This window comes from Nocardia sp. CDC519 (genome assembly GCF_059509835.1).
The window spans coordinates 1,568,459-1,581,669 of sequence record NZ_CM183377.1 but is presented as its reverse complement, the minus strand read 5'-3'; the positions used below and the strand labels follow the sequence as shown (position 1 = coordinate 1,581,669).

Here is a 13,211-nt window from a genome sequence, read left to right as displayed (position 1 = left end):
GCAGCGCGTTGCCTCCCGATCGCCGAAAGGGGCCCGATGTCCGGCCACCGTGCTGCCCACCTCATTTCCGCAGGTCGGCTGCGTACCGATCCGCCGAAGCGGCTGGTGCTGCTCGACGTCCGGGCGGGTGCGGGCGGCCCCGGCTGCGCGCGACGCCATCTGCCTGGCGCGCGATTCGTCGACGTCGACGCCGATCTCACGGGCAGCGCGACCCCGTACTCCGGCGCCCGTCCGCTCCCGGAACCGGCGGATCTCACCGCGGCGTTGCAGCGCTGGGGCATTCACGCCGACAGCACGGTGGTGGTCTACGACGATGCCGGTTCGATACCAGCTGCCCGGGCCTGGTGGGTGCTGCGGTGGGCGGGGCTGCCGGATGTGCGCGTGCTCGACGGTGGGTTACCGGCCTGGCTCGCCGCGGGCGGTCCCGTCGTGTCGGGCGAGGGCTCGGAGCCACGCGAAAAGGGCACGGCCACAGCACAACCCGGTGGGCTGCCCGTCATCGAAACCGCCGCTGTCGCCACGCTGCCGGAACGCGGAGTGCTGCTCGATGCCCGCCCGCAGTCGCACTATCGCGGCGCCGGCGAATTCGGCGGCCATATTCCCGGAGCCGTCAGCGCGCCGGTGTTCGACGATTTCGATCAGCACGGACTGCTCCGCGACGAGCAGACGCTGTGGACCCGCTATCGCTCGCTCGGACTCACCGATGCGACCGCGGCCGCGTCCTATTGCGGTAGCGCGATGGCCGCCGCGCTCCAGGTTTTCGTGCTCGCCACCCTCGGCCTCGAGATCGCCCTGTACCCGGGATCGCTGTCGCAGTGGACCGCTGATCCCGCCCGTCTGGTCGTCGGCAGCGCGGTCGTCACGCCGGACCCGGCTCCCGCCCTCTGATCCGCTACCAGCCAGGAGATTCCATGGCAGACCAGCCCCGTCACGTCATCCTGAACGCCAATCTGATTCCGGGTGGCACCATCGGCAGCCCATGGCGGCGGGCCGAGGAACCCGCGGCGCATTTCGTCGGCATCGAGCATTACCTGGACGTCGCGCGCACCGCCGAACGCGGCCTGCTCGACGCCGTCTTCCTCGCCGACTCCCCCGATATCCAGGCCAAGGACTGGACCGCGCCGAGCCGGCTGCTCGACCCGTTCATCGCGCAATCGGTGATCGCCGCGCGCACCGAGCGCATCGGCCAGATCATCACCGCGACCACCTCCTACAACGACCCCTACAATCTGGCCCGCGCCTTCGCCGCGCTGTCCGCGATCTCCGGCGGCCGGGTTGGCTGGAATTTCGTCGTCACCGGCGGCGATGCGGCGGCCCGCAACTACTCGCTGGATCAGGCGCTGCCGAAATCCGAGCGGTACGCGCGCGCCGCCGAGTTCCTCGATGTGGTGCTCGCACTCTGGGATTCGGTGCCCGCCGATGCCATCGCGGGCGACAAGGCGACCGGGCGCTATCTCGATCCTGCGGTGGTGCGCCCGATCGGCCACGATGGCAAGTTCTTCCGGGTGGCCGGTCCGTTGAAGGCGCCGCCGCTGACCCACGGCCGTCCGGTGCTGATCCAGGCCGGCGCCTCCACACATGGCGTGGAACTGGGGGCGACGACCGCCGACGCGGTGTACTCCGCGCACGTCGATCCGGCCTCGGCCGCTGCCCGCCGCACCGAACTGCGGCGGCTGGCCGCGCATGCCGGACGCGATCCCGACAGCGTGAAGCTGCTGCCCGGTCTGATCGTGGTGCTCGCCGATTCGGAGGCCGCCGCCCGGCAGGGGGAACGCGAACTGATCGACCTCATCCCCGACGAGGTCCAGCTGGTCAACCTGGCCGACCGGCTCGGCATCGCACCCACCGACCTCGATCTGGACGCGCCGTTCCCGTGGGACAAGATCCCCGCCGAGCACACCGACGCCGGTTCCCGTGGCCAGCGCGCTGTGCTGCTCGAATACGTCCGCGCCAGCGGAGCCGACACCCGCGGCGCCGCTCGGCTGCTGGCGTCGGGCAGCGTGCACGCGAAGGTGGTCGGCGGGCCGGAGCAGGTGGCCGACTTCATCACCGACTGGTTCCGCGGCGGCGCCTGCGACGGTTTCAATGTGATGATCGATGAATTGCCCGGTGGGCTGGCCGATTTCGTCGACCATGTGGTCCCGCTACTGCAACGGCGTGGCATCTTCCGCACCGAATACGCGACCACCACCCTGAGAGGGCATTACGGGCTGTGAGCGCGCCGTCATTGTTCGTCCAGCTGCGCAGCGGCCCGCCCGCCGCCGAGGTGTATCGGCACACCATCGATATCGCGGTGCGCGCCGAGCAGCTCCGATATCGCACCATCTGGTTCGCCACCCGCCATTTCCGGGCCCATCACGCGGCGCTGCCCTCGGTGTTCCCGTTTCTCACCGCCGTGGCCCAGCACACCGCGACGATCCGGCTCGGTGCCGGCGTCGTCAGCATCCCGTTCGAGCATCCGGTCCGGCTGGCGGAGGATGCCGTGGTCACCGATGCGCTCAGCGGCGGACGGCTCGAGCTCGGCGTCGGCAAGGGGCTCGGGTTCGGGCTTTCGGCCAGCAGCTGGGCCGGATTCGGCGTTCCCGACAGCGAACGGGAGTCGATCTACGCCGAGCGGCTCACCGCTGTGCACCGCATCCTGGACGACGGCCTGGTCACCGACGAGGTCGCGCTGTATCCGCCGCCGGGAACACTGCGATCGCGCATGTGGCAGTCCACCGGGAATATCGACACCGCGCGCCGCGCCGGTGCCGCCGGTGACGGCCTGCTGCCGCACGGCAATTCCCAGGCGCGGGCGGGCGGCAGCGTCACCGAACTGGTCGACGCCTACCTGGAGCAGTGCCGCGGCACCCCGCGTATCGGTTCGAGCGTCGCGGTACTGCCGGGCGCGAGCGAACACGATTCGCTGGACCTGCTCGACACCGATATCGCGCTGAGTCCCGCCTTCTATCCCGAATTGCCGGGCGAATCCGAACGGCGCCGGTACCTGGCGGACAACCGGATCCACATCGGATCCGCCGCGCAGATCGTGGACGAGTTGCGCGCCGATCCGGGCCGGGCAGCCGCGACCGAGGTGCTGTTCTATGTTCCGCTCGCGGTGGGCCACCCTCGGTACGGGGAATGCCTGCACCGGATCAGCACCGAGATCGCGCCGCGACTGACCACGTTGCCGATCCGATAGTACGAAAACCCCTCGGCGACGCGCTGCGACATCCGGTCGCGCCCGCTCGCCCGGCATCATTGGCAAACACGTTTTGCCCCAGCGAATTCGGCCCCATGAAGCGTTCACAGTGGCCCAGCACCGGGCTTGTGCCGCCCGGTCCATTGCGCGCCAGCGGCGCGGCGTGTGGTGTGGCCAGCGGCAACGGGTGGCGCGGAGGGCGTTGCGCGTGGTGGGCGGCGGACGGCGCACCCTCCACCCGAGAGAGCGATTCCGTTCAGTCCAAGAACTCGCGCAGGGTTGCGCCCGCCGCATCGGCCAGCAGGCCGGCGAGTTCGGCAAGGGCGGCTGGATCATCGGGAAGCTGGGGCACCGCGACCCGGACCGTCCCCGGCCGCTGCGGCGCCACATGGGATTTCGCGCCCGAACCCACGATCACCCCGTGCCTGGCCAGGCCCAGCAGTGCGCTCTGTTCATCGGCCACCTCGACCCACACGACCAGGCTGTTCACTCCGGATCGTGCGGTGACGCCACGCTCCCGCAGGGCCGCGAGCAGCCCGGAGCGCCGCGCCGCATACCGATCGCGGGCGGTCTCGATCAGTGCGGCGGTGGACCGGTCGGCGATCAGATGCGCCAAGGCATCCTGCAAGATCCGGCTGTTGGCCGCGATACCGTGCACTCGGCCGCGGATGGCTCGTTCGACAAGTTCCGCACTACCACCGATGACGCAGGTGCGGATATCCATCCCGTACGCCTTGCAGTAGCTGCGCACCCGGACACTGCGCTCGGGGAAGAAGCCGCCGAGCGACGGAGCCTGCGCGTAGGCCAGCGGCCCGACCGCATCGTCCTCCACGATCCACGGCACCGTTTCGGCGGCGCGCAACACCTCGGCCAGTTCGGCGGCGCGGGCCTCCGACAGCGCTCCGCGCGCGGCATAGGCGCCCTCCGGTTGCAGCACCACCACCGACGGCGACCGGCGCAGCACCGCAGCCAATGCGTCCGGCAGGGCGCCGAATTCATCGGATTCGATGCCGGCCACTTCGTAGCCGACGTCGGCCAGGGTGTCGAGGAAGCCCGGCATCACCGGCTCCTCCACCGCGACCAGCGAACCCGTGGGCGCGGCGGCATGAACGGCGAGGAAAAGCCCCTCCGAACCCCCGCCCGCGGCGACGAATGCTTCGGCGGGGAAGGGCCAGCCGTCGATGACCGCGTCACGCAACCGATCGGTGATGTACTCGCGCCCCGGCCGGTTGAGCCGCTCGGTGTGCAGCCCGGCCAGCATCGCGGGCGCCAGATCCGGTTGCAGGTCGTAATCGGGGCTGCCGGTGAGCAGGTCACGATCGGCGAGCGTGCGCCCGGCCGGCGCCGGATCCACCGCGGCCACCACCGTCCCGCCGCGCCGATTGGTGGCGATGAGACCTTCCTTGCGCAGCTCACCCCACGCGGCCACGACCGTGCGCGTGCTCAATCCGCAATGCTGCGCGAGCTCCCGGATGGTGGGCAACCGCATCCCCGTCTCGAGCGAGCCGTCCCGGATCAACCGGGCGGTGACCGCCCGCACCGACTCCGAGGTATGCGACGCATTGGCCTCCAACGCCCGCACCAGCAGCGCCGACCCCGAATCCGTCACCGATACTCCGCTCGTCGCATGACAACAGTATGACGAATATATGTGTTCAGTTGGCGAGTTTTGTTCCCGGCTGATGGATATATGTGCACGGTGCGCGGATCGCGCGGCCACCGTCGGATGGGACTGGTGACGCCGAGCCGCGGATCCGCCCGAACGGACGCGACGCGTCCGGCGGTGCGAGCTCAGATCCCGGTTACCGACAGAATGCGGAACGGGGTAGCAGGAGTACCGGGACCGAGCGGGCCGCCCTTGTCGAATTGCGATGCGACGACGAGGGTTCGGTCGTCGATATGCACCAGTGTCGTCGGGACCGCGAGGGTCGGATCGGACACTTCGGCCTCGCGTTTCGCGCCGGTGCCGTCCGCGGTGAGAGTCCAGCGGACGACGGTGTTCTTCATGTTCTGGGCTACCCGCAGCGTCGTGCCATCCAACTCGAGGCCGTCGCCCATCGACACCTCACCGCCGTTCAGATCGACTTTGCCGATAGCGCCTCCGGCGTCGCCGCCGAGGTCCACCCGGTAGAGATCGCCACCGGCCGAATCGACGACGAGCAGCAAGCTGCCGGCGGCATCGGCGGTGATGCCGTTGAGGGTGTAGGCCTCGGGACCGTGCGGTTCGATCACCGGGTTCAGGTCGAAGCCAACGGTCAGTTCACCCCGGCCGCCACCAGCGATGACGCGGTTCAGGTCCGCCGGGCTGACGCGGTAGAGGACGGCGCGTTTGCTGTCGGTCAGGTAGGCGGTGCCGTCGGCGGTGATCGCGATGTCGTTGACGAAGCGCTCGCCGCTGCCGGGCACGTCGAGCCGGGCGAGCAGGGCGCGCGAGGCGATGTCGTACACGCTCACCCCGGCCGTCGAGTCGGTCACCCAGAGCCGCCCGGCCGAGTCTACGCGCAGCCCGTTCGCGGTGACGCGGCCGTCGGTGCCGCTGGGCAGGAAGACGTCGGCCCGTTCGGCCCCGGCCGCGGCGCGGTAGATCGTGCCGTCGGCGAAGGAGCCGACGTAGATATCGCCGTTGCGCTCGTCGACCGCGATGCCCTCCGGGTAGACGCGATCGCCGGGCAGTTCGAAGGCGGTCTCGATACGCGGTGCGGGTTCCGCCGATTCCGCGGTGCCGCCGCATCCGGCGAGGGTGAGAGTGGCGGTTGCCGCGAATACCGCCGCCGACCAGCGGCGAGGCGATGCGTGAGACATGGTGTGGACCCCTTTGCAGACAGCTTATTCGTAGCCAAACCGATCGGCGTGCACGAATGTAGATTAGAGTTCTAATGCTCGTCAAGACTCTAATGACGGGAAGGCTGGTTACGATGCCCGTATGACGTCCATGCCCGCCGACGAACGCATCGGTTCGTATGTCAAACGCGCCGAGCAGGCGTTGAACGCGGCCAAGAACGCCGCGCTGAAGCCGGCGGGCGTCACCGTTGCGCAGTACGCGGCCCTGCTCTACCTGGCCGAGAACCCCGGCATCTCCGCCGCCGCGCTGGCCCGGCTGTGCGGTGTGACGCCGCCGACGATGAACACGGTGCTCACCAACCTCGTCGACCGCGGCCTGATCGAGCGCACCCCGCACGCCTGGCACAAGAACGTCCTCGAAACCCGGCTCACCGAGGCGGGTGAGGCGGTCATGCGCGACGCGGACGTCCGCGCCGTCGCCGTGGAGCGGGCCGTCGCGGCCGGATTCACCGCCGGGGAACGCCAGACCCTGATCGATCTGCTCACCCGTTGCGCGGACCTCTTCGACGCCACCCGGGGCGAGGCGCCCGCCGCACAAGAGCGGCACTAGCCCTAACAGGTGCGGCCGATGCCGTCGTCGAGCTGCTCTGGACCGGCGCGACGATCTTGCCGTGCAGGCCGTGCGGATCGCCGAGCCGGGCGGGCGACGGGCGATCGGGCGAGAGCCGGGCGGGCGCGCTCGAACCCCGTCCGCTCCCGCATCTTTCGACCCGATCATGCTGCCGACACGCCCCCGCGCGCCCCGGCGGCCGGTCTACAGTGACGCTATGGCCGAGCCGAATCGGACAGCCGGCGTGCTCTACGACATCGACGGCGTGCTGGTGACTTCCTGGCGCGCCCTGCCCGGTGCACCCGATGCCGTGCGGCGCCTGGCCGAGCAGGGTCTGCGCCGCGCCTTCCTGACCAACACCACCTCGCGCACCCAGGCCGAGATCGCCGAACGGCTGTGCGCGGCGGGCATCGAGGTCTCCGCCGACGAGATCGTCACCGCGGCCCGCATGACCGTCGAGTACCTGCGCCGCAACCACCCCGGCGCCCGCACCTGGGTGCTCAATCACGGCGATATCGACGCCGACCTGGCCGGCCTGCGGCTCGACGACACCGACCCCGAGGTCGTCGTCCTCGGTGGCGCAGGCCCTGAATTCAGCCACCGCGCGCTCAGTCGCGTCGTCGAATTGATGCTCGACGGGGTACCGGTCGTCGCCATGCAGGGCGGCATGACCTGGGCCACCGACGACGGCCTGCGCATCGACACCGGCACCTACCTGCCCGGCCTCGAAGCCGCGGGCAACGCCACCGTCACCGTCATCGGGAAGCCGTCGGCCACCGGATTCCGCACCTGCGCCGCGACCATGGACCTGACACCTGAGCAGGTCGTGATGATCGGCGACGACCTGCACTCGGACGTGCTGGCCGCCCAAGATGTCGGCATGACCGGAGTCCTGGTGCGCACCGGCAAGTTCCGCACCGCCGTACTGGAAGCGTCGCCACGCCAACCGGATCACGTCATCGATTCGATAGCAGACCTACCCGCCCTCCTCGCGACCCCGAACTGACCCGCCGGCTCCCGATTCGAGCTGTCATCCGCTGAGCGCGAGGTCGTCATCGGGCTCGCAGCGTAGGCTGTGGCATTTCGGTACGGGTGAAAGCTGCGTGAGGTAGTCGGAACTTTGCGTAAGGCCACCGCCTTCGGCGGGCGCTAGCCGAGGACGAAAGCTACGAGGAAACCTGCGGCCGTGGCGATCCCGACCCACCATCCACCTTCGCGGTACGCCTCTGGCATGAGCGAATCCGCGAGGACGGCGATCGTCGCACCGCCCGCGAACGCTTGCACAGTGCTGATCTGCGTCCCGGAAAGGTTGTCGGAGAGCACGTTTCCCAGCACAGTGACCACGACCAGCACCACGCCGGTGATGGTCCACAATGCCAGTGCGCGCCCGGGCGCGAAGCCGTGCCGGTCGCGCATCAGCGCCGAACCGCCGATCGCCTCTGGCACATTCCCCACCGCCACCGCGACCAGCAGCACCACGCCCCCGCCGCCGGACAGCGAGACGCCGAGCGCGGTGTTCTCCGGAACGCCGTCGAGCACCGTGCCGAGCATCAACGCCCAGCCGATCGCGGTGGGGCCGAGCCGCTGTTCGATGAAACGGTTCGCGACCACGTAGACCGTCGCGCCCGCGAACAGTGCGATACCGGCGATCCACGCACCCGCTTCGACGAACGCGGGCTCGAACAGTTCATTGGTCACCGCGGCGATCATGGTGCCCGCGCCGAAGGCCATCAGCGAGGCGAGCAACGGCTTCGGCAACGACCACCGCAGACCGATAACGGCGCCGAGTACCAACGGCACTGCCGTGCCCAATCCGTAGAGCAGTGCGGTCCCCATTCGGCCACGGTAGGTCAATGGGCGGTACCGCCTCTGTTTCCGCGCCGAAGCCTTCTAAATAATTCTAGGAATTCCCTTCAAAATCGCCCGTGCCGCCGTAGCTCTCGGTATCGTCCGATTCGGCAAACAGCCAGTGACACTGGCCAGGTAATCCCAGATCGGAGTTCGTGTTTGACAGGTGTTCCCTCCGACGTGCTCGGATAGTCGCTCGCATGCCGTCGGCGATGGGGAAGGCCGGTGAGTGTCGAACATCTCGCCTGCCCCGACGCCACGAGCGAATAACGAGCCGACGCAGACTTGCCAACTCGGCCGACGCGCGGTCGGCCGTCAGTTGCGGCGAAGGGCCCGATCCATGACGAGGGGATCGGGCCCTTCGGTATTGTCTGCCCCAATGTCACAGGATGCGAATACGGGACGAATGTATGCCGGGCAACCCGTAGAGGACCGGCAGCGCCAACGGCGTGCGCGTTTTCTGGAATCCGGTCTGACCGTTTTCGCGCGCGACGGATACGCCAACAGTTCGGTCGGCGCCATTTGCAAGGATGCGGGGCTGTCGTCGCGGCAGTTCTACGAGGAGTTCACCGGCCGCGAATCCTTGCTGATCGAGCTGTACGAGCAGATCCATCGGGAATCGCGCGCCGCGGTCGAGGCGGCGCTGGCGGAGCGGTCCGAAGCGAGCGCGGTGGAGAGCATCGACGCCGCGGTCCGCGCGTACGTGGAATCCATCGGCACCGATCCGCGCAAGGCCAGAGTGGCACTGGTCGAGGTGGTCGGCGCCGGGCCGAAGGTGGAGAAGCTGCGGCTCGAGCTGCGCCGCATGTGGGGTTCGCTGCTCGCGGGCGCGGCCGAGGACGCGGCCATGCACGGCGAGATCCCGCCCGGCGACTACGAGATGCGGATGCTGGCCATCATCGGCGCGGTCAACTATGTGGTCGACGAATGGAGCGGCTCGGAACCGCGCCGCCCCCTCGACGACGTGATCCGCGTGCTCAGCCGGGTCATCATGGGTGCCGTCGGAGCGTGATCGAGGCCGGGTACTCCGCGTAGCCTTGGCGCGTGGAGACCGTACCGATCCAGATGCCCGACGGCAGCACCGTCCCGGTGCGGCTGCTGTCGGCCTCGGGTGCCCATCGTCATCCGGTGACGCCGGACGTGCCGCGCCCGGTCGTGGTGCTGGTGCCGGGCCTCGGCGTCCCCGGCGAGTACTACGGATACTTCGCCCGGCTGCTGTCCGAGCGCGGTTTCGACGTGGCGATCACCGAGCTACGCGGCAACGGTGCCAGCACCCCCAAACCCGACTCGTCGAGCACTTACGGCTACCACGAACTGGTCTCGGTGGATTTCCCCGCCATGTTCGAGGTGGTGCGCGACCGCTTCCCGGACAGCACGCCCTACCTGCTCGGCCACAGCATGGGCGGCCAGCTCGGCGTCATGTACGCGGCCCGCATCCGCGGCCGCCTCGGCGGCCTCATCCTGATCGCCTCCGGCACCCCCTACTACCGCGGCTACCGTGGGCTCACCGGGCCCGGCATGCTGGTCGGCACCGCCGCCGTCTCGCTGACGGCCAACCTGGCCGGCTTCTGGCCCGGTGACCGCTTCGGCCCCAACGGCTTCGGCCGCCAATCCAAAGTCCTGATCTCCGACTGGGCGCGCCTGGCCCGCACCGGCCGCTTCGTCCCCGTCGGCGCCGACATCGACTACGAGGAACGCATCGCCCGCCTCAAACTCCCGGTCCTGTCCATCACCATGACCGGCGACGACCTCACCCCCGAACCCTCCGCCCGCCACCTGCTGGAGAAGCTACCCAACGCCGACATCACCACCTGGCACGAGACCCGACCGCTCGGGCACAACGGGTGGATCACCGATCCGGACAGCACCATCGATCGGATCGAGAAATGGTTGCGGGACAGGTGATTCGGGCTCGGGTCCGCCGTTTCCCTACTCGGACACCGGATCTTCGGTCCGCGCACGCGCCTTCAGCACAACGCCATAGCTCACCAGCCCCAATAGCGCCGCACCGACGACGACCTTGACGCCGTCGAGGGCATTGTTGGCCTGTTTCGTTCGGGCGTAACTGGTCCCCCACCGGCCTGTCTCATCCGGATTACACAGTTGGTCGGGCGATATCACGTAGCCGCTGATCTCGGTGAAGCTCCACCTGCGGCACACCACGTCCGAATCGAGCCACCCCGCCACTCCCCACGCGATCAATGCGCCGGTCAGCAGGAACCACGTCAGATAAGCCCACGCGTTCTCCCGCAACGTTTGCCACATGCGTCCGGCCATCCCAGCAATGTACCGACCTCCACTCGCCATGACGACGCCCACGGCACTTCCTGAGCCGGGTCGCCGAGCTCGCCATGACCGCCTGGGCCCCCGTTGCGGCTCGGAGCGGTTCACGCCCCGCGGAATACCACGATGCACCCTAGGTCATCCGAATGAAGGAGCCGGCCGGCCGCATGAGGGTTACGGGGGTACCGCGGCAGGAACGCCGAAGGCCGGCCCACCTGGTGGTGGACCGGCCTTCGGTTCGAGATGTATTGCCGGGAGGCAGGACTCAGAAGTCCATGCCGCCCATGCCGCCGGTGGGATCGGCGGGAGCGGCCGAGGCCTTCTCCGGCTTGTCGGCGACGACGGCCTCGGTGGTCAGGAACAGGGCCGCGATGGAGGCCGCGTTCTGCAGGGCCGAGCGGGTGACCTTGACCGGATCGGCGACGCCGGCGGCCAGCAGGTCCTCGTACTCGTTGGTCTGGGCGTTGAGGCCCTGACCGGCGGGCAGGTTGGAAACCTTCTCGGCGACCACGCCGGGCTCGAGGCCGGCGTTGAAGGCGATCTGCTTCAGCGGAGCCGACAGCGCGACACGCACGATGTTCGCGCCGGTCGCCTCGTCACCCTCGAGCTTCAGATCGTCCAGAGCCGGAGCCGACTGCAGCAGGGCCACGCCACCACCGGCGACGATGCCCTCTTCGACGGCAGCCTTCGCGTTGCGGACGGCGTCCTCGATGCGGTGCTTGCGCTCCTTGAGCTCGACCTCGGTCGCGGCACCGGCCTTGATGACCGCAACACCGCCGGCCAGCTTGGCCAGGCGCTCCTGCAGCTTCTCGCGGTCGTAGTCCGAATCCGAGTTCTCGATCTCGGTGCGGATCTGCGCGACGCGGCCCTTGATGGCCTCGGCGTCGCCCGCGCCCTCGACGATGGTGGTCTCGTCCTTGGTGACGACGACCTTGCGCGCCTGGCCGAGCAGCTCGATGCCCGCGGTCTCCAGCGAGAGGCCGACCTCTTCGCTGATGACCTCGCCACCGGTGAGGATGGCGATGTCGGCGAGCTGGGCCTTGCGGCGGTCACCGAAGCCCGGGGCCTTGACGGCGACGGACTTGAAGGTGCCACGGATCTTGTTCACGACCAGGGTCGACAGGGCCTCGCCCTCGACGTCCTCGGCGATGATCAGCAGCGGCTTGCCGGCCTGGATGACCTTCTCCAGCAGCGGCAGCAGGTCCTTGACGGTGGAAACCTTCGAGCCGACCAGCAGGATGTACGGATCCTCGAGGACCGCTTCCTGACGCTCCGGGTCGGTGACGAAGTAACCCGAGATGTAGCCCTTGTCGAAGCGCATACCCTCGGTGAGCTCCAGCTGGAGGCCGAAGGTGTTGCTCTCCTCGACGGTGATGACGCCTTCCTTGCCGACCTTGTCCATGGCCTCGGCGATCAGCTCACCGATGGACGGGTCGCCGGCCGAGATACCGGCGGTAGCGGCGATCTGCTCCTTGGTCTCGACCTCCTTGGCGGTGTCGAGCAGCTTGGCGGTGACGGCCTCGACGGCCTTCTCGATGCCGCGCTTGAGACCCAGCGGGTTCGCGCCGGCCGCGACGTTGCGCAGGCCCTCGCGCACCAGCGCCTGGGCCAGCACGGTGGCGGTGGTGGTGCCGTCGCCCGCGACGTCGTCGGTCTTCTTGGCGACTTCCTTGACCAGCTCGGCGCCGATCTTCTCGTACGGGTCCTCCAGCTCGATCTCCTTGGCGATGGACACACCATCGTTGGTGATCGTGGGGGCGCCCCACTTCTTCTCCAGCACGACGTTGCGACCCTTCGGGCCCAGCGTCACCTTGACCGCGTCGGCGAGGCTGTTCAGGCCCCGCTCGAGGCCGCGACGGGCCTCTTCGTCGTACGCAATTGTCTTGGCCATTGCGGTGAGATCCTCCAAGTAATGAGGCTGACACACAGGATGACCGCATTGTCGGGCCACCCTATTTACGCTGGCCAGGCTCGGTGCCCGCGACGGACGACCAGGGGTGTCTTGGATACCCGATCTCACCGTCCCGACCTGGCACTCACGGGTAGAGAGTGCCAAGCCCTTTTTAGCACTCGCCCGTGACGAGTGCAAGGTCGGGCCCGGGCTAGCCCTGCAAACGATCGGTCACTCGCAACGCCAGCGCGAGGAACGCATCGGCGCGCCGCTCCTCCGGCGAGCGCGGCTCACCCTCGTCCACGGTGACGAGTTCGGCGTCGTTGATCAGCAGTTCGGCCTCCACCCGCATGATGGCCCGGATGAACGGTGGCGCCACCTCGGGCGGCAGGTCGCCGTTGACGATGTAACTGCCGTCATCGAGGGATTCGGTCGAGACATACGACAGCGCGCGCAACAGATCGTCGCGCCGTTCCCCCGCGATCAGGTCGGAGTTCTCATCATCCGCCATTGCTATAGGTTACCGGCAGTGCCGGCGGCGGGGCGGCCGCACGTCCAGCTGCCACCCCGCCGCGACCTTCCGGCAATCATCCGGTGATGCCGGCTCGCCGATCGGC

The 13,211-nt window shown here is 68.8% G+C and carries 13 protein-coding genes; 7 read left to right on the top strand and 6 right to left on the bottom strand.

The genetic code is table 11. From position 1 onward, the window contains the following. The first annotated feature begins 36 nt into the window (after positions 1 to 36). Genes AC5W7N_RS07130 through AC5W7N_RS07120 form a run of 3 tightly spaced genes read left to right on the top strand, consistent with a single transcriptional unit; the run spans position 37 to position 3,181 of the window. Complete coding sequence (locus AC5W7N_RS07130; protein WP_495923417.1) at positions 37 to 888, top strand: sulfurtransferase; 852 nt, start codon at positions 37 to 39, stop codon at positions 886 to 888. A 23-nt stretch (positions 889 to 911) separates the two neighbouring features. After that, positions 912 to 2,216: an NtaA/DmoA family FMN-dependent monooxygenase gene (locus AC5W7N_RS07125; protein ID WP_195020169.1), complete on the top strand. Its 1,305-nt coding sequence runs from the start codon at positions 912 to 914 to the stop codon at positions 2,214 to 2,216. After that, positions 2,213 to 3,181 carry an LLM class flavin-dependent oxidoreductase gene (locus tag AC5W7N_RS07120; RefSeq protein WP_195020170.1) on the top strand — a complete coding sequence of 323 codons (969 nt, stop codon included), beginning with the start codon at positions 2,213 to 2,215 and terminating at the stop codon, positions 3,179 to 3,181. The genes AC5W7N_RS07125 and AC5W7N_RS07120 overlap by 4 nt, the downstream gene beginning before the upstream one ends. 256 nt (positions 3,182 to 3,437) lie before the next feature. On the opposite strand, the gene AC5W7N_RS07115 is transcribed toward AC5W7N_RS07120, so the two are convergent. Further along, on the bottom strand, positions 3,438 to 4,790 hold the full coding sequence (locus tag AC5W7N_RS07115; RefSeq protein WP_195020171.1) for an aminotransferase class I/II-fold pyridoxal phosphate-dependent enzyme: 1,353 nt from the start codon (positions 4,788 to 4,790) through the stop codon (positions 3,438 to 3,440). 182 nt (positions 4,791 to 4,972) lie between these two features. Beyond that, on the bottom strand, positions 4,973 to 5,983 hold the full coding sequence (locus AC5W7N_RS07110; protein WP_195020172.1) for an SMP-30/gluconolactonase/LRE family protein: 1,011 nt from the start codon (positions 5,981 to 5,983) through the stop codon (positions 4,973 to 4,975). Positions 5,984 to 6,104: 121 nt separating this feature from the next. Here AC5W7N_RS07110 and AC5W7N_RS07105 point away from each other — a divergent pair, with 121 nt between their 5' ends. Together AC5W7N_RS07105 and AC5W7N_RS07100 are read left to right on the top strand one after the other, a co-directional pair. Beyond that, a complete protein-coding gene (locus tag AC5W7N_RS07105) occupies positions 6,105 to 6,572 on the top strand; it encodes a MarR family winged helix-turn-helix transcriptional regulator (RefSeq protein ID WP_228815172.1) in 468 nt (155 codons plus the stop codon). 217 nt (positions 6,573 to 6,789) lie between these two features. Beyond that, on the top strand, positions 6,790 to 7,578 hold the full coding sequence (locus AC5W7N_RS07100; RefSeq protein ID WP_163810411.1) for an HAD-IIA family hydrolase: 789 nt from the start codon (positions 6,790 to 6,792) through the stop codon (positions 7,576 to 7,578). 143 nt (positions 7,579 to 7,721) lie between these two features. Here AC5W7N_RS07100 and AC5W7N_RS07095 read toward each other — a convergent pair whose 3' ends face one another. Beyond that, on the bottom strand, positions 7,722 to 8,408 hold the full coding sequence (locus tag AC5W7N_RS07095) for a ZIP family metal transporter (protein ID WP_163810413.1): 687 nt from the start codon (positions 8,406 to 8,408) through the stop codon (positions 7,722 to 7,724). Between the two features lie 391 nt (positions 8,409 to 8,799). Here AC5W7N_RS07095 and AC5W7N_RS07090 point away from each other — a divergent pair, with 391 nt between their 5' ends. Continuing rightward, positions 8,800 to 9,432 (top strand): TetR/AcrR family transcriptional regulator, encoded by a 633-nt coding sequence (locus tag AC5W7N_RS07090; protein ID WP_228783132.1) that lies wholly within the window; start codon positions 8,800 to 8,802, stop codon positions 9,430 to 9,432. A 32-nt stretch (positions 9,433 to 9,464) separates the two neighbouring features. Further along, positions 9,465 to 10,325, top strand: a complete 861-nt coding sequence (locus AC5W7N_RS07085) for an alpha/beta fold hydrolase (protein ID WP_194990588.1) — start codon at positions 9,465 to 9,467, stop codon at positions 10,323 to 10,325. Positions 10,326 to 10,349: 24 nt separating this feature from the next. Here AC5W7N_RS07085 and AC5W7N_RS07080 read toward each other — a convergent pair whose 3' ends face one another. The 3 genes from AC5W7N_RS07080 to AC5W7N_RS07070 form a co-directional block, all read right to left on the bottom strand. Next, a complete protein-coding gene (locus AC5W7N_RS07080; RefSeq protein WP_194990587.1) occupies positions 10,350 to 10,697 on the bottom strand; it encodes a hypothetical protein in 348 nt (115 codons plus the stop codon). A gap of 271 nt (positions 10,698 to 10,968) precedes the next feature. Beyond that, positions 10,969 to 12,594, bottom strand: a complete 1,626-nt coding sequence (groL, locus tag AC5W7N_RS07075; protein ID WP_163810430.1) for a chaperonin GroEL — start codon at positions 12,592 to 12,594, stop codon at positions 10,969 to 10,971. A 211-nt stretch (positions 12,595 to 12,805) separates the two neighbouring features. Next, complete coding sequence (locus tag AC5W7N_RS07070) at positions 12,806 to 13,105, bottom strand: DUF222 domain-containing protein (RefSeq protein WP_104360706.1); 300 nt, start codon at positions 13,103 to 13,105, stop codon at positions 12,806 to 12,808. Between the last annotated feature and the right edge of the window lie 106 nt (positions 13,106 to 13,211).

Excerpts from the sequence above, each read along its gene's own strand:
- AC5W7N_RS07090 (WP_228783132.1), top strand. The coding sequence starts at position 8,800 with ATGTCACAGGATGCGAATACGGGACGAATGTATGCCGGGCAACCCGTA.
- AC5W7N_RS07100 (WP_163810411.1), top strand. The coding sequence starts at position 6,790 with ATGGCCGAGCCGAATCGGACAGCCGGCGTGCTCTACGACATCGACGGC.
- AC5W7N_RS07105 (WP_228815172.1), top strand. The coding sequence starts at position 6,105 with ATGACGTCCATGCCCGCCGACGAACGCATCGGTTCGTATGTCAAACGC.
- AC5W7N_RS07130 (WP_495923417.1), top strand. The coding sequence starts at position 37 with ATGTCCGGCCACCGTGCTGCCCACCTCATTTCCGCAGGTCGGCTGCGT.
- AC5W7N_RS07080 (WP_194990587.1), bottom strand. The coding sequence starts at position 10,697 with ATGGCCGGACGCATGTGGCAAACGTTGCGGGAGAACGCGTGGGCTTAT.
- groL (WP_163810430.1), bottom strand. The coding sequence starts at position 12,594 with ATGGCCAAGACAATTGCGTACGACGAAGAGGCCCGTCGCGGCCTCGAG.
- AC5W7N_RS07095 (WP_163810413.1), bottom strand. The coding sequence starts at position 8,408 with ATGGGGACCGCACTGCTCTACGGATTGGGCACGGCAGTGCCGTTGGTA.
- AC5W7N_RS07070 (WP_104360706.1), bottom strand. The coding sequence starts at position 13,105 with ATGGCGGATGATGAGAACTCCGACCTGATCGCGGGGGAACGGCGCGAC.
- AC5W7N_RS07125 (WP_195020169.1), top strand. The coding sequence starts at position 912 with ATGGCAGACCAGCCCCGTCACGTCATCCTGAACGCCAATCTGATTCCG.
- AC5W7N_RS07110 (WP_195020172.1), bottom strand. The coding sequence starts at position 5,983 with ATGTCTCACGCATCGCCTCGCCGCTGGTCGGCGGCGGTATTCGCGGCA.